The sequence below is a fragment of the Variovorax sp. P4_B10 genome (genome assembly GCF_056402375.1).
The window spans coordinates 30,168-50,095 of sequence record NZ_JBFUHN010000052.1 but is presented as its reverse complement, the minus strand read 5'-3'; the positions used below and the strand labels follow the sequence as shown (position 1 = coordinate 50,095).

Annotated in this window: 24 protein-coding genes and 1 tRNA gene; 19 read left to right on the top strand and 6 right to left on the bottom strand. The window is 63.5% G+C overall.

All coding sequences use genetic code 11. The features are described 5' to 3' along the window. From AC1DXX_RS22435 to AC1DXX_RS22420, 4 genes are all read right to left on the bottom strand, one after another. The coding region (locus AC1DXX_RS22435; RefSeq protein WP_478136420.1) for a metallophosphoesterase at positions 1-405 on the bottom strand (405 nt) is incomplete at its 3' end. A 19-nt stretch (positions 406-424) separates the two neighbouring features. Continuing rightward, complete coding sequence (locus tag AC1DXX_RS22430; protein ID WP_478136419.1) at positions 425-937, bottom strand: peptidylprolyl isomerase; 513 nt, start codon at positions 935-937, stop codon at positions 425-427. Positions 938-964: 27 nt separating this feature from the next. Then, positions 965-1,555 carry a peptidylprolyl isomerase gene (locus tag AC1DXX_RS22425; RefSeq protein WP_478136418.1) on the bottom strand — a complete coding sequence of 197 codons (591 nt, stop codon included), beginning with the start codon at positions 1,553-1,555 and terminating at the stop codon, positions 965-967. A gap of 79 nt (positions 1,556-1,634) precedes the next feature. Continuing rightward, complete coding sequence (locus tag AC1DXX_RS22420; protein ID WP_478136417.1) at positions 1,635-2,225, bottom strand: tetratricopeptide repeat protein; 591 nt, start codon at positions 2,223-2,225, stop codon at positions 1,635-1,637. A gap of 192 nt (positions 2,226-2,417) precedes the next feature. Here AC1DXX_RS22420 and cysS point away from each other — a divergent pair, with 192 nt between their 5' ends. From cysS to AC1DXX_RS22390, 6 genes are all read left to right on the top strand, one after another. Further along, positions 2,418-3,794: a cysteine--tRNA ligase gene (gene cysS / locus AC1DXX_RS22415; protein WP_478136416.1), complete on the top strand. Its 1,377-nt coding sequence runs from the start codon at positions 2,418-2,420 to the stop codon at positions 3,792-3,794. Positions 3,795-3,811: 17 nt separating this feature from the next. After that, on the top strand, positions 3,812-4,462 hold the full coding sequence (locus AC1DXX_RS22410) for a DNA-3-methyladenine glycosylase family protein (protein WP_478136415.1): 651 nt from the start codon (positions 3,812-3,814) through the stop codon (positions 4,460-4,462). An 18-nt stretch (positions 4,463-4,480) separates the two neighbouring features. Further along, positions 4,481-5,461 (top strand): acetyl-CoA carboxylase carboxyltransferase subunit alpha, encoded by a 981-nt coding sequence (locus AC1DXX_RS22405; RefSeq protein WP_478136414.1) that lies wholly within the window; start codon positions 4,481-4,483, stop codon positions 5,459-5,461. A gap of 6 nt (positions 5,462-5,467) precedes the next feature. Next, positions 5,468-6,442, top strand: a complete 975-nt coding sequence (tilS, locus tag AC1DXX_RS22400) for a tRNA lysidine(34) synthetase TilS (protein ID WP_478136413.1) — start codon at positions 5,468-5,470, stop codon at positions 6,440-6,442. 61 nt (positions 6,443-6,503) lie between these two features. Then, a complete protein-coding gene (locus tag AC1DXX_RS22395; RefSeq protein WP_478136412.1) occupies positions 6,504-7,772 on the top strand; it encodes an aspartate kinase in 1,269 nt (422 codons plus the stop codon). 26 nt (positions 7,773-7,798) lie between these two features. Then, positions 7,799-7,891, top strand: a tRNA-Ser gene (locus AC1DXX_RS22390). On the opposite strand, the gene AC1DXX_RS22385 is transcribed toward AC1DXX_RS22390, so the two are convergent. After that, positions 7,859-8,218 (bottom strand): hypothetical protein, encoded by a 360-nt coding sequence (locus AC1DXX_RS22385; RefSeq protein ID WP_478136411.1) that lies wholly within the window; start codon positions 8,216-8,218, stop codon positions 7,859-7,861. The genes AC1DXX_RS22390 and AC1DXX_RS22385 overlap by 33 nt on opposite strands. A gap of 88 nt (positions 8,219-8,306) precedes the next feature. Here AC1DXX_RS22385 and AC1DXX_RS22380 point away from each other — a divergent pair, with 88 nt between their 5' ends. The 8 genes from AC1DXX_RS22380 to AC1DXX_RS22345 all read left to right on the top strand — a co-directional run bounded on the left by AC1DXX_RS22380 (position 8,307) and on the right by AC1DXX_RS22345 (position 14,156). Continuing rightward, positions 8,307-8,543: a hypothetical protein gene (locus tag AC1DXX_RS22380; RefSeq protein ID WP_478136410.1), complete on the top strand. Its 237-nt coding sequence runs from the start codon at positions 8,307-8,309 to the stop codon at positions 8,541-8,543. An 85-nt stretch (positions 8,544-8,628) separates the two neighbouring features. Beyond that, positions 8,629-8,943 (top strand): cellulose synthase, encoded by a 315-nt coding sequence (locus tag AC1DXX_RS22375; protein ID WP_478136409.1) that lies wholly within the window; start codon positions 8,629-8,631, stop codon positions 8,941-8,943. Between the two features lie 93 nt (positions 8,944-9,036). Then, complete coding sequence (locus AC1DXX_RS22370) at positions 9,037-9,237, top strand: hypothetical protein (RefSeq protein WP_176666686.1); 201 nt, start codon at positions 9,037-9,039, stop codon at positions 9,235-9,237. A 10-nt stretch (positions 9,238-9,247) separates the two neighbouring features. Next, a complete protein-coding gene (locus AC1DXX_RS22365) occupies positions 9,248-9,451 on the top strand; it encodes a major capsid protein (protein WP_478136408.1) in 204 nt (67 codons plus the stop codon). 962 nt (positions 9,452-10,413) lie between these two features. Further along, the gene (locus tag AC1DXX_RS22360; protein WP_478136407.1) at positions 10,414-11,082 is read left to right on the top strand and encodes a hypothetical protein; all 669 of its coding nucleotides are present in this window, start codon (positions 10,414-10,416) and stop codon (positions 11,080-11,082) included. Between the two features lie 2 nt (positions 11,083-11,084). After that, a complete protein-coding gene (locus AC1DXX_RS22355; protein WP_478136406.1) occupies positions 11,085-11,384 on the top strand; it encodes a DUF2523 domain-containing protein in 300 nt (99 codons plus the stop codon). Then, positions 11,384-12,556, top strand: coding sequence for a zonular occludens toxin domain-containing protein (locus tag AC1DXX_RS22350; RefSeq protein WP_478136405.1), 1,173 nt, complete (start codon positions 11,384-11,386; stop codon positions 12,554-12,556). The genes AC1DXX_RS22355 and AC1DXX_RS22350 overlap by 1 nt, the downstream gene beginning before the upstream one ends. A gap of 697 nt (positions 12,557-13,253) precedes the next feature. Next, positions 13,254-14,156: a rolling circle replication-associated protein gene (locus tag AC1DXX_RS22345; RefSeq protein WP_478136404.1), complete on the top strand. Its 903-nt coding sequence runs from the start codon at positions 13,254-13,256 to the stop codon at positions 14,154-14,156. 6 nt (positions 14,157-14,162) lie between these two features. On the opposite strand, the gene AC1DXX_RS22340 is transcribed toward AC1DXX_RS22345, so the two are convergent. Next, on the bottom strand, positions 14,163-14,381 hold the full coding sequence (locus AC1DXX_RS22340) for a hypothetical protein (protein ID WP_478136403.1): 219 nt from the start codon (positions 14,379-14,381) through the stop codon (positions 14,163-14,165). A 159-nt stretch (positions 14,382-14,540) separates the two neighbouring features. On the opposite strand from AC1DXX_RS22340, the gene AC1DXX_RS22335 reads away from it, so the two are divergent. From AC1DXX_RS22335 to AC1DXX_RS22315, 5 genes are all read left to right on the top strand, one after another. Further along, positions 14,541-15,134, top strand: coding sequence for a recombinase family protein (locus tag AC1DXX_RS22335; protein WP_478136402.1), 594 nt, complete (start codon positions 14,541-14,543; stop codon positions 15,132-15,134). 541 nt (positions 15,135-15,675) lie between these two features. Next, positions 15,676-16,962 carry a glycosyltransferase family 4 protein gene (locus AC1DXX_RS22330; protein WP_478136401.1) on the top strand — a complete coding sequence of 429 codons (1,287 nt, stop codon included), beginning with the start codon at positions 15,676-15,678 and terminating at the stop codon, positions 16,960-16,962. Then, positions 16,959-17,768, top strand: a complete 810-nt coding sequence (locus AC1DXX_RS22325; RefSeq protein WP_478136400.1) for a hypothetical protein — start codon at positions 16,959-16,961, stop codon at positions 17,766-17,768. Before AC1DXX_RS22330 ends, AC1DXX_RS22325 begins: the two co-directional genes overlap by 4 nt. Then, positions 17,722-18,777, top strand: a complete 1,056-nt coding sequence (locus AC1DXX_RS22320; protein WP_478136399.1) for a Gfo/Idh/MocA family protein — start codon at positions 17,722-17,724, stop codon at positions 18,775-18,777. The genes AC1DXX_RS22325 and AC1DXX_RS22320 overlap by 47 nt, the downstream gene beginning before the upstream one ends. Next, the gene (locus AC1DXX_RS22315) at positions 18,774-19,913 is read left to right on the top strand and encodes a DegT/DnrJ/EryC1/StrS family aminotransferase (RefSeq protein ID WP_478136398.1); all 1,140 of its coding nucleotides are present in this window, start codon (positions 18,774-18,776) and stop codon (positions 19,911-19,913) included. Before AC1DXX_RS22320 ends, AC1DXX_RS22315 begins: the two co-directional genes overlap by 4 nt. Positions 19,914-19,928 lie beyond the last annotated feature (15 nt).

The following is a 19,928-nucleotide window of genomic DNA, read 5'->3' as shown; positions in this document are numbered from 1 at the left end:
GAGGATGTCGCCGTGGCTCAGGAGCCAGCGCTGGCCGTGCAGCACCAGCACTGTCGGGTCCTCGAGCAGCGTGAAGCCGCATTGGGCTGCAAGCGCGGGGCCGACGAGGAAGTCGCGGTTGCCGTGCATGAAGAACACCGGCAGGCGCTGTGCCGTGCGGCGCAGCAACTCGGCGCATTGCGCCTCGAAGCCGGGCAGGGCGGCGGCATCGTCGCCCACCCAGACCTCGAACAGGTCGCCGAGGATGAACAGCGCATCGGCCGGCGTGGTCTGCAAATAGCCCAGCCAGGCCTCGAAGGTGGCGGGTTCGCCGGCCTGCAGGTGCAGGTCGGAAATCAGGTCCACGGTGCGCCACGCGGGTGGCGCCACCAGCTCCGAAAAAGCCTGGTTCGCCACCTTGGTCATGCCACGCCGTGCCTGTGGGTCATTCCGAGATGACGACGGCCTTTTCGATCACCACGTCTTCGAGCGGCACGTCGTCGTGGAAGCCCTTGCGGCCCGTCTTCACGGCCTTGATCTTGTCGACCACGTCGGTGCCGTTGATCACCTTGCCGAACACCGCATAGCCCCAGCCCTGGGCCGAAGGCGCGGTGTGGTTCAGGAAGCCGTTGTCCGCCACGTTGATGAAGAACTGCGCGGTGGCCGAATGCGGCGCGCTGGTGCGAGCCATGGCCACGGTGTAGTTGGCGTTCTTGAGGCCGTTGTTGGCTTCGTTCTCGATTTCGGCGCCGGTGGGCTTCTGCTTCATGCCGGGCTCGAAGCCGCCGCCTTGCACCATGAAACCGGGGATCACGCGATGGAACACCGTGTTGTCGTAGTGGCCCTTCTTCACGTAGGCGATGAAGTTCTCGGCCGACTTCGGCGCCTTGGCAGCATCGAGTTCCAGCGTGATCACGCCGTAGTTCTTGATGTGCAGTTCGACTTGGGGATTGCTCATGAGGGGACTCCTTCTTCGGAAATGAGGTTACTTCGCCAGGGTGGCGGATTGGATGGTGATGGTTTCGGCGGGCACGTTCTGCATGCCGCCCTTGTTGCCCGTTTGCACGGCGCGGATCTTGTCGACCACGTCAGTGCCGGCCACGACCTTGCCGAACACGGTGTAGCCGTAGCCGTCGGGATTGGGTGCGTTGAGCGAGTCGTTGTTCTTCACGTTGATGAAGAACTGCGAGGTGGCCGAGTTCGGGTTGCCGGTGCGCGCCATCGCGATGGTGTACTTGTCGTTCTTCAGGCCGTTGCCCGCTTCGAGCGGAATGGGCGCGCGCGTGGGCTTTTGCTGCATGTCGGCCGTGAAGCCGCCGCCCTGGATCATGAAGCCGTCGATCACGCGGTGGAACACCGTGCCGTCGTAGTGCTTGTCCTTCACGTACTGAAGGAAGTTTTCGACCGTCTTGGGCGCCTTGGCTGCATCGAGCTCGACCACGATGTCGCCAGCCGAGGTGGCGAGCTTGACGCGCGGTGCGGTCTGTTGGGCGTAACCGGTGGCGGCAAAGGTGAGCGCTGCCGCCAGGACGAGGGCGCTGCGACGGCTGAGGCTGGAAAAGGCGTGGATCGTCAAGAGATGCTCCGTATGCGAATGATGGAGGACGCGGGGCGTGCAACGAAGGCTGTTGCCGCAGTCCCCACGCCGGCTGTGGCTACTTGCTGACGCGGCCGACCGGCTTGCGAATGACAGGTGATGCGGCGGGCAGGGCTGCGGCTTCGGCCTCGGTCTTCGACGAGAAGATCTGGCGGATCAGCGTGAGTTTGGGGGCGACGCTCGCGTTGGTGCTGGCGAACTGCTGTGCCCGCACGTATTCCTGGGCCGCGAGGCGCGCGTAGACGTCGCCGAGGTTTTCATGCGCCGTGGCGTAGTTCGGGTTGAGCTTGAGGGCTGTTTCCAGCGCGGCGCGTGCCTGATCGAACTTGCTCTGCGCCGCGTACAGCGCCGCGAGGTTGTTGTACGGCTCGGGCAGTTCGGGGAAATCCTGCGTCAGCTGGGTGAAGGCGATGATGGCTTCGGCCGGCTTGTTCTGCTCGGTGAGGATCACGCCGCGCAGGAAGCGCATCTGCGGATCGCGCGGCTTGCCGGCGATGTAGGTGTCGGCCTTGGCGAGTGCTTCGGCGGGMTTGCCCTGGCGCAGCAGAAGATTCACATCGTCGTAGTCGTTGGCATGCGCGGCAGAGCCCCACAGGCTGAACAGGAGCGCGAAGGCGATGGGGAGTTTGGAGAACGCGGCGTGCTTCATGAAGCCTCGGCAGGATTGGGGGATGCGGGCCTGGAGAACACCCGGGAGATACTCGGCGGTAGCCGTTTATACTGCGTTGCATTGTAGCCGAGGGGCCATGTCCAACCCCTCGTAGCCACTGTCCCGTCACCCCTGAAATACACCGTCGTTCGCCCGTGCCGCACGTGCGCGGAGCGACGCTTTCCGAGCCTCATGAGTCTGCGCATCTACAACACGCTTTCGCGTGAATTGGAGGAATTCTCCCCATTGCAACCTGGCAAGGTGCGCATGTACGTTTGCGGTATGACGGTCTACGACTACTGCCACCTGGGCCATGCCCGCTCGATGATCGCCTTCGACGTGGTGCAGCGCTGGCTCAAGGCCAGCGGGTTCGACGTCACTTATGTTCGCAACATCACCGACATCGACGACAAGATCATTCGCCGCGCCGTGGAAAACGGCGAGACGATCCGCTCGCTGACCGATCGCATGATCGACGCGCTGCATGAAGACGCCGACGCGCTCGGCATTGAGCGCCCCGCGCACGAGCCGCGTGCCACCGACTACATCCCGCAGATGCTGTCGATGATCGGCACGCTCGAGAAGAAGGGCCTGGCCTATCGTGCCGACAACGGCGACGTGAACTACGCGGTGCGCAAGTTCCCGGGCTACGGCAAGCTCAGCGGCAAGTCGATCGACGAACTGCATGCCGGCGAACGCGTGGCCGTGCTCGACGGCAAGGACGATCCGCTCGACCCGGTGCTCTGGAAGAGTGCCAAGGCGAGCGAGCCCGACGAGGTGAAATGGGCCAGCGAGTTCGGTGCCGGCCGCCCGGGCTGGCACATCGAATGCTCCGCCATGGCCTGCGAACTGCTCGGCGAAACCCTGGACATCCACGGTGGCGGCGAGGACCTGCAGTTCCCGCACCACGAGAACGAAATTGCGCAGAGCGAAGGCGCAAACGGCAAGCCGCTGGCCAACTACTGGATGCACAACGGCTTCATCGTGACCGACAACGAGAAGATGTCCAAGAGCCTGGGCAACTTCTTCCTGATCCGAGATGTGCTCAAGAAGTACGACGCCGAGACCATCCGCTTTTTCGTGCTGCGGGCGCACTACCGCCGCCCGCTCAACTACAGCGACGTGCACCTCGACGATGCGCGCGCCTCGCTGAAGCGGCTCTACACGGCGCTCGACCTGGTGGCGCCGGCCGACGTGAAGATCGACTGGGCCGATCCCTACGCCGCGCGCTTCAAGGCCGCGATGGACGAGGACTTCGCGACGCCTGAAGCCGTGGCGGTGCTGTTCGATCTGGCCGGCGAGGTCAACCGCACGCAATCGGCCACGCAGGCTGGCCTGCTCAAGGCGCTGGGTGCGTGCGTCCAGATCCTGCAGGACGACCCGAAGCGCTTCCTGCGTGCGGGCACCACGCTCGATGAAGCCACCATCCAGGCCAAGATCGATGCACGTGCAGCCGCCAAGGCCGCGAAGAATTTCGCCGAAGCCGATCGCATTCGCCAGGAGTTGCTGGAGCAGGGCATCGTGCTCAAGGATTCGCCCACAGGCACGACCTGGGCCGCCGCCCAGTGAACGGAACCACCAACCCCATGCCTGCCACCCAGAAATCCAGCGTTCAGATCTATACGCCGGACTATTGGGAGGAGGCCTGCAAGCATCTCTCGAAAAAAGACCGCGTGATGAAGCGGCTGATTCCGAAGTTCGGCGACGCCTGCCTCGAATCGCGCGGCGACGCCTTCACCACGCTGGCGCGCAGCATCGTCGGCCAGCAGATTTCGGTGAAGGCCGCGCAGACGGTCTGGGACAAGTTCGCGGTGTTGCCGCGCAAGCTGACGCCGGCCAGCGTGCTCAAGCTCAAGGTCGACGACATGCGCGGGGCAGGGCTGTCGGCGCGCAAGATCGAGTACCTGGTCGACCTGGCCCTTCATTTCGATTCGGGCGTGGTGCACGTCGATTCGTGGAAGGACATGTCCGATGAACTCATCATCGAAGAACTCGTGGCCATCCGCGGCATCGGCCGCTGGACAGCCGAGATGTTCCTCATTTTTCACCTGATGCGCCCGAACGTGCTGCCCGTGGACGACCTCGGGCTGCTCAACGGCATCAGCGTCAATTATTTTTCGGGCGATCCGGTGAGCCGGAGCGATGCCCGCGACGTTGCCGTGGCCTGGGCGCCGTACTGCAGTGTGGCGACTTGGTATATTTGGCGATCGCTGGACCCCGTGCCGGTCGCGTATTGAATAAAACAGGAGAAGACGTTGGCGAAACGAACCTTCCTCGATTTCGAGCAGCCCATTGCTGAACTTGAAACAAAGATCGAAGAATTGCGCTATGTACAGACCGAATCGGCGGTCGACATCTCGGAAGAAATCGATCAGCTCGGCAAGAAAAGCCAGCAGCTCACCAAGGACATCTACAGCGACCTGACGCCCTGGCAGATCACCAAGATCGCCCGGCATCCGGAGCGCCCCTACACGCTCGACTACGTGAACGAAATCTTCACCGATTTCGTTGAGTTGCACGGCGACCGTCACTTTTCCGATGACTTGTCGATCGTGGGTGGTCTGGCGCGCTTCAACGGCGTGCCCTGCATGGTGCTCGGCCACCAGAAGGGCCGCGACACGAAGGAGCGCACCGCGCGCAACTTCGGCATGAGCAAGCCCGAGGGCTACCGCAAGGCCTTGCGGCTCATGAAAACGGCCGAGAAGTTCAAGCTCCCGGTCTTCACCTTCGTGGACACGCCCGGTGCCTACCCCGGCATCGACGCCGAGGAGCGCGGCCAGTCCGAAGCCATCGGCCGCAACATCTTCGAGATGGCGCAGCTGGAAGTGCCGATCATCGTCACGATCATCGGCGAGGGCGGCTCCGGCGGCGCGCTGGCCATTTCGGTCGGCGACCAGCTCGTGATGCTGCAGTATTCGATCTATTCGGTGATCAGCCCCGAAGGCTGCGCTTCCATTCTCTGGAAGACCAGCGACAAGGCGCAGGAAGCGGCCGATGCACTCGGCATCACGGCGCACCGCCTGAAGGCGCTGGGCCTGGTCGACAAGATCGTCAATGAGCCGGTCGGTGGGGCGCACCGCGACCATCGCCAGATGGCGGCTTTCCTCAAGCGCGCGCTCAACGACGCGTTCCGCCAGGTCAGCGATCTGAAGCCGAAGGAACTGCTGGAGCGCCGCTACGAGCGCCTGCAGAGCTACGGCCGTTTCAACGACACCAAGGCCGACGCCGGCCGGTAAGCATCCATGAACGAAGCCTTCGAACGCGCCATGGCCGCGTTCGAGCCGGCGCAATGGCCGCTGGCGGTGGGCTTCAGTGGCGGTGCGGATTCCACCGCCTTGCTGGCCGCATGCGCATCGCGCTGGCCGGGGCAGGTGCTTGCCTTTCACGTACACCATGGCCTGCAAGCCGCGGCCGACGATTTCGAGCGGCATTGCGGCGTGGTTTGCGGGCGGCTCGGCGTGCCGCTCGTCGTTCACCGGGTCGATGCGCGGCACGCGCCGGGTGACAGTCCCGAAGACACGGCACGGCGCGCCCGCTACGAGGCTTTCGCCGTCATGGCGCGCGGGAATGCGGAGCGGCCCGCCATCCGGTCCATTGCCTTGGGGCACCACGCCGACGACCAGATCGAGACCCTTCTGCTGGCGCTGTCGCGCGGTGCCGGCCTCCCGGGCCTCGCCGCCATGCCTGCGCATGCCGCGCGCAACGGCCTGGACATCTACCGGCCCCTGCTTGCGGTGCCTGCTGCCGACATTCGCAGCTGGCTCGCGCAGCGCGATCTGCCGTGGATCGAAGACCCCAGCAACGTCGACGCGCGCTACACCCGCAACCGGATTCGCGCGGTGCTCCTGCCCGCGCTGGAACAGGCTTTTCCGCAGTTTCGGGCCACCTTCTCCCGCAGCATCGGCCACGCGGCGCAGGCGCAGCAACTGCTGGTCGAACTCGCGGCGCAAGACCTGGAAGCCATGGGCGGCGATCCGCCCCGCATCAAGGCATTGCAGGCGCTTTCACGGGCCCGGCAGGCCAACGTGCTGCGCCATTGGCTGATGCAGGCGCATGGCTGCGCGCCCAGCGCGGCGCAGCTCGACCAGCTGCTCGACCAGATCCGTGCCTGCACCACGCGCGGCCACCGTATCCACCTGAAAGTGGCCGGCGGTTTCGCCGAGCGGAAGGGCGACCGGCTGCATTGGTACAATGCCCCGCCCTCGCCGAAGACTTAGCTCCGACAGCTTGCAGGGCGCCGCCTATCCAGCGGCCCTTTTTCTTTCTCTGATTTCACCCATGGCATTGATCGTTCACAAATACGGCGGTACGTCGATGGGCTCGACCGAGCGCATCAGGAATGTCGCCAAGCGCGTCGCCAAGTGGGCACGCGCCGGCCACCAGATGATCGTGGTTCCGAGTGCCATGAGCGGCGAAACCAACCGCCTGCTCGGCCTCGCCAAGGAGCTGGCGCCCAGCAAACCCGGCGACGCCCACAACCGCGAACTCGACATGCTGGCATCGACCGGCGAACAGGCTTCGTCCGCGCTGCTGGCCATTGCGCTGCAGGCCGAGGGCATGGAGGCTGTGAGCTACGCGGGCTGGCAGGTGTCGGTGCGTACCGACAACTCCTACACCAAGGCCCGTATCGAAAGCATCGACGACGCGCGCGTGATGGCCGATCTGGACGCCGGCAAGGTGGTGGTCATCACCGGCTTCCAGGGCGTGGACGACTCCGGCAACATCACCACGCTGGGCCGCGGCGGCAGCGACACCTCGGCCGTGGCCATTGCCGCCGCCATGAAGGCGCACGAGTGCCTGATCTACACCGACGTCGACGGCGTCTACACCACCGATCCGCGCGTCGAGCCCGATGCGCGCCGCCTGTCGACCGTGAGCTTCGAAGAAATGCTCGAAATGGCGAGCCTGGGCTCCAAGGTGCTGCAAATCCGCTCGGTGGAATTCGCCGGCAAGTACAAGGTGCCGCTGCGTGTGCTTTCGAGCTTCACGTCCTGGGACATCGACATCAATGAAGAAGCCAAGTCAGGCACGCTGATCACTTTCGAGGAAGACGAAAACATGGAACAAGCCGTCGTATCCGGCATCGCATTCAACCGCGACGAAGCCAAGATCTCGGTGCTCGGCGTGCCCGACAAGCCCGGCATCGCGTACCACATCCTCGGTGCCGTGGCAGACGCCAACATCGAGGTCGATGTGATCATCCAGAACCTCAGCAAGGACGGCAAGACCGACTTCAGCTTCACCGTTCACCGCAACGAGTACGCGAAGACGATCGACCTGCTGCAGTCGAAGGTCATGCCCTCGCTGGGCGCGACCGAGATCGTGGGCGACACCAAGATCTGCAAGGTCAGCATCGTCGGCATCGGCATGCGCAGCCACGTGGGCGTGGCGAGCAAGATGTTCCGCGTGCTGAGCGAAGAGGGCATCAACATCCAGATGATTTCGACCAGCGAGATCAAGACCTCGGTCGTGATCGACGAAAAATATATGGAATTGGCCGTGCGCGCGTTGCACAAAGCCTTCGATCTGGACCAACCGGCCGTCTGAGGATGGCATAATCTCAGCTTCTTTCAGGAACTGTGACCGAGTGGCCGAAGGTGCTCCCCTGCTAAGGGAGTATGGGGTGTAGAGCCTCATCGAGGGTTCGAATCCCTCCGGTTCCGCCAAGTTGATGAAGCCCCGTTGATCTCAGGATTGACGGGGCTTTTTTCATGCTCCGGGAAAGCGGCGAGCATCGCCTTGAAGCCCTCTGCGGCTTGTTTTTCATCTTCCCGCTCCGACTGTTCGAGGTCTTCCGCCATCGCGGTGATAAAGGCCCGTGTCGGGTCTTCTCCCAGGACTGCTCGCAGCTTGCCGCGCACTCGCCAGTTGCATGGCCTTGTCCCGTTTTTCATCTGGATCAGTGTTGGCGCAGCCATGTCCAGTAGTGCTGCCAGCTTGACCTGACTGCCTGCGATCTCGGCGGCTGCCTCGATGAGTTGTTTTACGTCCATGGGGTGTAGCAAATTGCTTCCGTGTGTGATAGTCTGCTACCTATAGCAATTTGCTTCAGTAGCCGATTGCTCATTTTAGGAGCCTTCCATGCGCGACCAAACAGACAGCCGCACCCTCCCGCTTCCGCTGGTGATCCCCGGCATTGAGGTCACCGAGTTCTTCGGCCCGTTGCCGTTGTCCGTGTTTCATGGCGATGGTCGGGCTGTGCTCGCGAAGGGTGCCGGTCCGGGCATCTGGAACGAGTGGGTACGTCATTGCGGCGGTGATCGTTTCTTCACCGCTCGTGTGCGGTCTGCGTACCTCGCTGGTGGCGTCGTTGCCTAACTGGCTGAGTCGCCCGCTCGTTGCTCGCTTCCAACGCGAGCATCCGGCAGTCGATTTGGCTGCGTCTTCCCAGGACGAACACACCATGCAATCCATCCTTCAAATCCTCGTGGTCAACACCAAGGAGGGCACCTCCAAGAAGTCCGGTCAGCCGTACAAGATTCCCGAAGCGCAGTGCGTGTTGATCAACGATGACGGCACCGTGGCGGCGGTCGGCGTGCTGGTCATCCCCAAGCAGTTGGAAGAGGTCGCGAAGCCCGGTACGTACACCGGCGCATTCGCCCTCGAAGCCGCGTCCTTCGGCGAGAACCAAGGACGCATCGTGGCGAAGCTGGTGGGCCTTACGCCTCTGCCTCCGAAGGGTGGGCGCGGTTCGCAACCGGCACCGGCTGGCACCTGATGCTCAACGCCATCGCGTTCACGCTGGCGATCCCTTCAGCCATCGCGTGCATGTGGGTTCTCTCCACGTTGACCGCTCCGAAGCGTGTGCGCCATGGCTGATCCCACCGTCATCGATTGCGCCTCTGCGTGCACCGTCACCGTGGTGCACGAACTTTCTTTGCCTCCGCTCCAGCTCACGCTGGAAGAAGGCGCACAAATCGCGCTTGCCATCAGCGCGGTCTGGGTCGTTGGATGGGCCGTGCGAATGGTCTTGAAGACGCTCAGTACTTCCGATGGAAACCAACCTGAGTAGGGAAACTGAAATGAACGCAAACGTGATTCGCGGCCTCGTTGCCGCTGGTGTCTTGACCCTCGCTGGCGGCGCCAATGCTGCGGCGGTGGACGTTGCCGCTGTCGTTACCGACATCGGCGCACAAGCCGCCCCCGTGGGCCTGATCGGCGTGGCCGTGCTGCTGATCTACGGCGCTGTGAAGGCTTTCAAGTGGGTGCGTTCGGCCCTGAGCTGATCCACCGCTGAGCGCATCTGCGGGGACGCCTGCAGGTGCCTTGTTCAAAGCGGTCGCCGACTGCTTCGCACAGGGCAAAACGTCATGGGACTGTTCATCATCATTGCGATCTGCGGGGCACTATGGTTGATCTTCTCCGCCTGATCGTTGCTGCCTTCGTGGCGGTTTTTTCGTTGGCGTCGCAGGCCGCTATTCCCACTGTGCCGGGTTGGCGTGCGACGTTTAATGGAACGACGTTTGCGCTCTTTCCGTCGAAGTCCGATTCGTGTCTGGATTCGGCGTTGCAGAGCGCGGTCAATGCCAACGCTGTGAGTCTTGGTTGGGCGTCGGGGACAACCTTTGTCGAGGACAGTCCGTCTGGTTATTGCCGCTCGAAGAGTGTTGCGAAGACCACTGGTGCTGTGCAGTTGGGTGGATACGTTTCGATTGGTGGTGGTGCCAATGTCTGTCCAGCGAACAGCACGTTGTCTGGGTCGAGTTGCGTTTGTACGTCGCCTTTCGTCGAGGACTCTATGCATACTTCGTGTGTGCCACCGCCTGATCCCTGCCTTGCTTTAAAGGGTGCGCTCTACGGTGAGATCGAATGGGCGTCTACAACCAAGGGCAATAACTACAGTTGCCTTGGTGGGGAGGGGCAGCTAGCGTCTTGTCAGACGGTGGCGGTGTGTGACTACACCACGCAGGTTCCCGGGCAAGTTGGCTACACGTGTCGGGGGAATGCATATGCAACCGGTGGTCGTGCGTCATCGTGTGTTGGGACGGGTGAGAGTGCGGATGGTCCCTCGCCGGCACCGGTGAAAGACCCGCTCAATCCGGACAAGCTTCCTTCGCCTGGTCAGCCTGCTCCAGCGCGTTGTCCCGCAGGGCAGGCCCCTGGTGATTTCAACGGTACAAGGATTTGCGTTCCTACGGGGAGTGGAACGGAGAGCAGCACGCCTGCGCCTGGCAATGGTTCGTCAACGGTGAACAACTCGGATGGTTCGTCCACCACCAGCACGCAGAGCGGGCGAACGACGTGCCTCAATGGTCAGTGCACGACGATCACGAACAACACCAACACGACGGTGAATGCGGCGGGCAACACTACTTGTCCGGCTGGGCAGACATCTGGCACTACGACGGTTGACGGGCAGAGCCGCACGACATGCACCGGCACGACCAGTGCCACCGGGACGCAGGCACAGTCGGAGTTCTGTACTGCGAATCCGAAGGACAAGCAGTGCGATGGCGATGGTGCAGACACTTCATTCGGAGGATCGTGTGCGAGTGGCTTTAAGGCGGTGAGCGATGACGCGGTGTTGAATGCGATGGCGGAGGAACAGCACAAGCGCAATTGCGAGACTCTGCGCACCGACGCCGAGCCTTCTACGTGGGCTGCGGCTGAGGGTCAGAAGACTGACAACGCCATGAAGGACAACCCGAACAACAGCACGGTGAACATCGGTCCCGGCAACTTCGATATGGGCGATTCACTCGGCGGTGGTGGGTGCAGTCTCAACAAGACAGTGGTGGTGCGCGGCTATTCGGTCGCCCTGCCCTTCAACGTGCTCTGTGACCCGCTTGCGGTCCTCGGGCAAATCCTCGTCGCCGTGTCTTTGCTGCTTGCGGCGCGCATTCTCACAAGGGGGTAGTCATGCCATTGATCATTGCGCTGCTGTTGCGCGGGCTTCTCTGGGTCTCCGGCAGCATTGCCGGACAGGTGCTCTTGCGGTTGGGCATCGGTGCGGTGACTTTCACCGGGGCCAATGCGAGCCTGTCGTTTCTCAAGTCGCAAGCGGTGTCGGCGCTGCAGGGTATGGGCGGCGAGTACATCGCCTTGCTCTCGTACATGAAGGTGGGCGTGTGCATCAGCATCATTACGAGTGCGATCGTTGCGCGTGCGGTGATGCAGGGCGTCACCAGTGACACCGTCAAGCGCTGGGTGATGAAGTAATGCTGTACCTCCGCACCGGGGCCAATGGCTCCTGTAAGACCCTGTTCACGCTCAAAGACGTGCGTGAAATGCAGCTGAAGGAGTTGCGCCCCGTTTGCTACAACGGGCGGTTCAAGCTCAAGCCTGAAAAGCTCAAAGAATTTGGCTGGAAGCTGATCGAATTCAAGGATTGGCAGGCAGAGCCGGATGGCACCATCTTTCTGATGGATGAGTGCCATCTCGATTTGCCTAAGCGGCCCAATGGTTCGGCGGTCCCGCTCTACGTCAGCAAGCTGGCCGAGCATCGTGCACGCGGCTTCGACTTCTTCCTGCTCACCCAGCACCCCAGCAACATCGATAGCTTCGTCACGAAGCTTGTGGGTTCGCCCGGCTGGCACCAGCATTTGAAGCGTGCGTTCGGTGCGTCGAACATGACCAGCGTGCTTCAGTGGTCGGCGGTTAACAACGTCTGCGAGAAAGACGGCTCCGGCAAGTCGGCACAGGTCACGATGCGTGGTCAGCCGAAAGAGGTGTACGACTGGTACGACAGTGCCGAGCTCCACACCGGTAAGCGCAAGATCCCGAAGCAGTTCTGGATGGTCGTTATCGGCGTGCCCGTCGCGCTGTCGATGATGTACATGGCGGGCAAGCTGCTGTGGGATCGCACGCACAAGGCTCCTGCTGTGGCCGCTGGTTCCGCTTCGGCATCTGGCGCGGTTGGTGGGGCACCTGGTGCGCCGCGTGAGCGGCCATCGACTCCGGCGGAATACGCTGCGAGCTATCGGCCGCGTATCGCGGGTCTGATGCACACCGCGCCGGCCTACGACAAGCTGACCGAGCCCAAGCGCGTGCCCGTCGCTGCTGCGTGCATCTCGATGCAGTCGAAGGGTTGCAAATGCTTCACTCAGGACGCTACTCCGTACCCGATCGATCAGGCGATGTGCGAAGGCCTCGTGCGCCATGGGGCGTTCTACGCCTTCGCGGCTGAAGGTGAGCGCAGGGCCTTCGATCAGCCGCAGACCCCCCGTCAAGGCCCGGAAACGGCCCTTCCTGCGCCTCCCGGCATTGTCTTGATCGACAGTGGTGGCAAGTCGCCCGGAGCGCCTACGGCTATTGCGGCCGCACCGGCACCAGCGCCGCAACCTCGGGTGCAGTCGGGATCGAAGTGGTCGTTTCAGGCGGGTGGCGATTGATCTACAGCTACACCGCCTGCAGCAACCGCTGCGGGATGCTCATTACGTGCCCCTGCGCCAGCGCTCGCGCTACTGCAAAGCCAACGTCGGAGCGAAGCGCAGACACGCATCGGACTGGCGTGGTGATGGCACGTGCCCCGGCTTATGTGCCCAACGTGAAGCAGCACGCCCGCGGCTGCGGGCTCCTGTCGTTGGTGTGCGGTTGTGGGTGCGATCAGGCACGCGCTGAGCCGGCCGCAGGGCTGAGGTACGAGGACCAAGGCCGCGCGCAGCGCGGCCTTAATTTATTAAAAGAACACATTACGACCGACACCCTCACGGGCGCGGTTTCAACAAGCCGCTGAGGGTGTCCTATGAAGCGTTTTTCTGTAGCAGTGTCTGACGATCTGTTGGCCAAGATCGATGAGATTGCAGAGTGCAATGGTCAGCCCGGCAAGCGGCCGTCGTGGTCGCGGCCTTGGTCCCGTGATCGCACTGCTGCGTGGCTTCTCGATCGCGCGGTGAGCCAGTTGCAGCTGGCTGAATCAAAACCCGCGAGATCTCGGGAAAAGTGATTCAAGAATCCGCTGATCGGAGCTGATTCAAATCTCCTCGAGGCGTTGATTCAGGTGGTCGACGTGGCCACAAAAAGAAAGTCCCCGCGTAGCTGGCAGGCCACCGGGGACGTGATACCGCAACATTGTTCGAGGGATGCGATATGAGCGCGATGGTAAAGCACAAAGGCTTCTGGTGCGAGAAAGTGCAGGACGGTGTGACCGTTCGTTCTCAGGTCTTCGACAACGGCCAGCGCGAAACGCTGATTCAGCCGCGCTACCTCTACATCCCGGCCACCAGTGATCCCGACGATCCGGATGCGCACGTGGTCGAGGTCGATCAGTCCGGCACCCTGGAAGAACTGCGCATGCTCGAGGAGCGCGCAAAGCGATCAGCCTGGAAGTCCGGTCAGCGCGCCAAGCGCAATTGCCGCTGGAAGATCAAGCAAGCGGGCTTCAACGAAATGCTGACTCTGACCTACCGGGCGAATCAACAGGATTTGGCTCTCTGTCGTAAGCACTTCGCGGCGTGGCTGCGCAAGATGCGCAAGGCTCTTCCGTGCTTCCGTGGGGTGTGGGGCTTTGAGCGGCAGGAACGTGGCGCATGGCACGTCCACGTGGCCTGTGATCGCCTTCCCGTGCTGATCCAGCATCGGGGCTGCAAGGTGCTCAGTTGGAAGGTCGGCACGGCCCTTTGGCGCGACGTGGTGGGCGCCAACAATGGCATGTGCTTCGTCGGCGGCAAAGACGGCCGTTTCAACCGCTATCGTAGTCCGGCCAAGATCGCGGGCTATGTCTCGAAGTACCTCACCAAGGACCATGAGAACGGCGAGACCGGTGCGCGCATGTGGGATAGCTCTCGTGGCCTCACGCCCCCGCATCCGTCGATCATGCATTGTCCCGGGACAACGATGGCTGATGCGATCAGCCTCGCGTGGGAGCTGCCAGAGGGGCATGTGGTAGTGCAACACATTTGCAATAAGCTCAACACCGTTTGGCTTCTGTATAGCGAGCCTGACCCAGTGAGTCGTGCGGCGAACGATGCGGCAGTCCGCCGCGTAGCATGAGATTGGTCAGTCGGCTCGTATGTCGGGGAGGTGTGCGGTTGTTGCTGCACGCTCTCGGGCTGGTTCTCTTCCTGCTCGTTGGCCTTGCTGTGCATCTCGGATGCCATCGCGAATGCCGGCTCGGATCGCGTAGTAGAGGGCGAAAAACAACAGCGTGATAACGATGCTGCTGATGACGATCTCGAACAGCACGGCTTGCGCCATGGCGTTTTCTAGCTGCTGCATTTGTCTATTCATTCCCGCTCCTCGACGTGTTGTTGCTAAATGTACTATGCTATTAAAACAATAGCACTTGGCAGGGGTGCACGGGGCCTAAGCGCGTAGGGATTGGGCGTGTCTAACGGAGGGAGGTCGCGCCTGTGATCCAGCCTCGTGGGGCGATTTATGACGATGTATGGCTATGCGCGTGTGTCCACGCGAGAACAAGAAAATCACCTTCAGCTTGATGCCCTGAACAGGGCTGGCTGTGATGTCATCTTTCAGGAAAAAGCGAGCGGGGCGTCTCAGAGGGGGCGGCCGGAGTTGGCGCGTTGCTTGTCGTCACTGACGCGTGGCGATGTGCTGATGATTTACAAGATCGATCGCATCGCACGTAGCCTTTCAGACTTGCTTGACATACTGCGGCGACTGGAGAAGGTCGGTGCGAGCATTAAGAGTCTGACTGAGCCTATCGACACGACCAATAGCATGGGCATGTTCGTGGTCCAGATCCTAGGTGCGGTGGCGCAGCTTGAGCGGTCAATGATCCGTGAGCGGTCGATTGCTGGGCAGAACGCTGCACGTGAGCGTGGAAGGGAGCCTGGGCGGGTGCGGAGCCTTGAGGCTGAGGCTGAAGCTCGGGCGGTTGCTGAGTACCGCCAAGGGGGGGTGACGTACCGCGAGTTAGCCGAACGACACGGCGTGTCGGTGTCCGCTGTGAAGCGTGCTGTTTATCGCGTGACGAAGGGCGCGGACTACCTCAAGCGCGGCAAGGTGTAGGGGCGTAAACATCCGGTTCCGCCAAATCAAAGCCCCCGTAGCTGTCCAGCTACTGGGGCTTTTTGTTGCGTGTCGCGCTTTTCGTGCGGCCCTTCTGAAACGGGGCTCTTCGCCCTGGGCCGGATGAGCACATTCGCAGGGGTGCCTGTTGTTTTTGTGCCGCGATATATCCGTGGGTAGTGCCTCCGTTTGCTGTACGTGAAATCGAGGCAGGGACCCGCGGTACCTGGGATCCGCTCTCGGCTATCCTTCCCGTTTCGTCGGCTCCGACCTACTTCCCCCAGCCTATGAATGCCCTTCCTTCAAATCCTGAAATATCGAGGCGGGTTGTTGCATTTCCTGGCAAGTCTCGCAGATGGCAAACCGGGGGCGCGTCAGCGCTGCACGACTGAACATGCCGTCGCATCCGGCAGACGCCGCCGGCCCTCTGGTTGCGCGCCCGTTGCGCATCCTGCTGACGATGTGCTATCTGGTGCATCGCACGGGTGCGGAGATGTTCACCCGCGATCTGGCGCTATGGCTTCGGCGGCGGGGGCACGCCGTGACCATTTTTGCCACGGCCTTCGGCGACATGGCGGACGAGTTGCGCCATGCCTCGATCGCCTGCATCACCGACATGGCCGACATGGCCGTGCGGCCCGACGTGATCATCGGCAATACCCACCATGAGACGGTGCGCGCCCTGCTTCATTTCCACGACGTACCGGTACTCACGATCTGCCACGATCGCAGCGATGACCATGGCCGCCCGGCGCAGTTCCCGCAGGTCGTGTGCCATGTGGCCGTCGACGAGAACTGCGCCGAGYGCCTGGTGCACGAGTTCGGCATCGCGCGCGAGCGCATCGAACTGATCCAGAACGGGGTCGACCTCTCGCGCTTTCTCCAGCGCACCGCGCTGCCGGCCAGGCCCTTCAAGGCGCTGGTCTTCAGCAACTATGCATCGCACGATGCGCAGCTCGAGGAAGTACGCGCCGCCTGCACGCAACGTGGCCTTGCGCTCGACGTGATCGGCAGCGGCAGCGGCAATCATCTGCCCGACCCGGCCGCAGCGCTTGGCCACTACGACATCGTGTTTGCCAAGGGGCGCTGCGCCACCGAGGCGCTGGTCACCGGCAACGCGGTGGTGGTGCTCGACCCGAGTTCGGGTATGGGCGAAATGGTGACGGCGGCGACTGCGGCGCACGCACGGCGTTGGAATTTCGGCCGGGCGCTCATGACGCGACCGATCACGCGGGAGAACGTCGGCGCCGAACTGGACCGATACGATGCCGAAGATGCGCGCGAGGCCGGGGCCTGGATGCGCGCGCATGGCGGGCTGGATGCAACGCTTTGCGCGCTCGAAAGTTGCGCGCGGCGCATGACGCAGCAATACGCGGTGATCGAGGTGCCCGCCGAACGGCGCGCAGACGAGGTGGCACGCTACATGGATGACTGGATCCGGCGCGGCAGCCCCACGGCGGCACATCTCGGGCTGGCCTCGTTGCGCCAGCACGCCCTGGCGCTGCAGCAAGCCCTCAACGACCACCAGCACGCGCACCAGGCCGAGGCGCAGCGGCATGCCGACCATGCGGCCTCGCAGGCTCGGCAATTGCAGGTCGCCGAGGCTGCTTCGGCCTCGCAGGCCCAGCAATTGCAGGCCGCGGAAGCTGCGTGCACCGCGTCCGGCACACGACTGATGGACGCCGAGCAGCAGGTGCTGCAGGCGCGCGCCGAACTCGCCGGGCTGCAGGCACAATTGCGCGCTGTCTACGCCAGCCGTTCGTGGCGCGTGAGTGCGCCGCTGCGCCTGATCTCATCCCTCGTCCAATCAAGAGCCCGTCGCGCATGAAGCCCCTGGTGATCGCCGCGCACGCGGGGCATGAACTGCTGTTGTGGAAATGGCTGCGCAACGAACGGCCGGACTTCGTGGTGCTGACCAACGGTGCCGGTTCGAGTGGCATACCGCGACTCGAACCCACGATCGACAACCTTGCGCGCGCAGGTGCGAACTGGATTCCGCAGGTGGTGGAACCGGTGGCAGACGCGGACATCTACCGAGCCCTGCTCGAGGGAGACGTCCGCATGTTCGCGCAATGGCTCGACGCCTTGACGGCCCATGTGCTCGCGCAGGGTATCGACTGCATCGTCGCGGACGAAGCGGAGGACTACAACCCTTCCCATGACCTGTGCCGCCTTCTGGCCAACCAGGTTGCCGCGCAGGCGGCGGCGCGCGGCCATCCGGTCAGCGCGTTCGGCTATCCCACCGTCGGTCATCCCAGCCCGCCAGGGCGCCTGGACACCGAACGCCATCTGATGGCCACACTCGACGCGCAGGAGTTGCAGGCCAAGCTGGACGACATGTATCGCTACGCCCACAGCGTCGGCGGGCAGTTGCAACGCGAGCTCGACGGCTTCATCGCCGAATTCGGCACGCAGGCATACGGCCGGGAGTGCCTTTTCGCTGCGCGGCCCACGCGTTACGAGCAAACCGAAGCGCCCGCAGCCAAGCCTTCTTTCGAGACCATCGGCGCGGAGCGCGTTGCCGCGGGCGTCTACAAGTACGTCATACGCGGCGCCCACCTGCAGGCCGTGGCCGACCAGTTGCGCGATGCTTCGAAAGCGTCGCGGGCGTCTCCTGACCCGGCTCGGCCATGATGAATTGCACAACCGCTCATGCCCTGATGAGCATTGCCCGTTCACGTCATCCGGCGCGATGACCTTTACAACGCCTGCCATCGACGATGCCCTGATCGCCAGATCCGTCGATCCGACAGTCGCTCTTCCTGTCGAAGCCGCACTGATCCATGCCGTCGTGGGCCTCGGTCGTTTCGGCAGCACCCATGCACGCAAGCTCGCCAGCCTCCCGGGCTTCCGTCTGCATGCGATGGTGGATTGCTCGCCGGCAGCTCGCCCCTGTGCCGAACTCGCGGCGCTGCCCCTGTTGTCCAGCGTGGACGATTTGCCCCCGGACATCGAATCGGCCACCGTCGCCACCAGTGACGAGGCGCATGCCGAGGTCGCGCTGGCGCTGATGCGGCGAGGCTGCCATGTGCTGGTCGAAAAGCCGCTGTGCGTCGACCGGTTCGATGGCGCTCTCATGATTCGTACCGCCCGGCAATGCGGCGTCACCCTGAGCACCGGTCATATCGAACGCTTCAATCCCGCATTCGACGAAAGCGTGCTGCGGCGGCTTCGACATGCGGTAGCGAACCATCGGCACAGCGCGCAGCCGATCCTGCGATTTCGCCGCTATTCGTCCCGCGACGCCACGGCCAGGGACAGCGTGCTGGACCTGATGGTGCACGACATCGACCTGCTCGCCTGGTTGTGCGCGATTCCGGCCGATGCGCCGCTGGAGGTGATCACGCGGCGCATCGGTGCGCGCAGCGTCCATGCGCGGGTGCGCCTGGGCGATCTGGTCGCCGATCTCGAAAGCGGCTACGACAGCACGCCGGCGAGCGCCCAGCTGCAGGTGTGTATCGATGGCCGACAGCAGATGCTGAACCTGCGCGGCAACGCCCGGCGCATGGTGGCGGGCGACGATGCGTTGGCGCGGCAGTACCGGGACTTCCGGCGCGCCATCCACGGGGAGGGCAGTTGCATCGCGTCGGGCGTCGATGGGCTGGTGGCTGTGACACGGGCCTGCCAGGTGCTGCACGCGTGAAGATCCCGTTGTTCCGATCGGCGGTCTCTGCCGAGCCCATGGTGGAGCGCCTGACCCGGGCATGGGCCGAGGTGTTGCGCAGCGGTGTCTACATCCTCGGTCCGCAGGTCGAGGCCTTCGAAGCCCGGCTCTCAGGCCTGCTGGACGGCCGCGAGGCGGTGGCGGTGAGTTCGGGCTCCGAGGCCTTGCTGCTGGCGTTCAAGAGCATGGGCATCGGAAGCGCAGGCGGCGGCCATCCGGAGGACGAAGTCCTGCTTCCTTCCTACACTTTCGTTGCGTGCGCCGAGGCGGTGCTTGCCGCGGGAGCGCGGCCGGTGTTCGTCGACAGTGCGCCGGATGATTTCCTTGCACCGCTCGCGCATTTCCGGAGCGCTCGCACACCGAACACCCGCGCGATCCTCGCGGTCGGCCTCTTCGGCGATCCCACCGGCCTGCCCGAACTCGCAGCCTATTGCCGTGACGAGCGCCTGTACCTGATCGAGGACGTGGCGCAGTGCCTCGGCGCCAGCGCCTGCGACGCCGACGGTTTCGGGCGCAGCGCCGGCACCTGGGGGGATGCGGCAGCGATGAGCTTCTATCCGACCAAGACACTGGGTGCGGCAGGCGATGCCGGAGCGCTGGCCTTCAGGAATCCACACCACGCCCAGCGGGCGCGGCTCCTGCGCAACCACGGCTACCACGACGGCCTGCACCGCCATCTCGGGCACAACAGCCGCATGGACGAGTTGCAGGCCTGCCTGCTGCAAGCAGCGCTGGACGACTTCCCGGCCGCCATCGGCCGGCGCCGCACCATCGCTGCGCGCTACCTGGCGGCATGGGCCGACTGCCCGATGCAGTTGCCGCGCGATGCAGCGGGCCACGCCTGGAACTACTTTGTCGTCACCTTGCCAGGCCCGCACGAGCGCAATGCGCTGGCCGCCCGTCTCGCTGCTTCGGGAATCGCCACCCGCGTCTACTATGAGCAGCCGCTGCACCTGCACGAGGCGCTGCGGCCCTGGCACGGAGCGCGCGCGCTGCCGCACAGCGAAAGGCTGGCCGGCTGCTCGCTGGCACTGCCTCTCTACCCGATGCTCACCGACGGCGAAACCGAGTACGTCATCCGCGCCGTGTGCCAGGCCGGGACGCAGGGGGTGTGAACGGTTCGCGAGGCT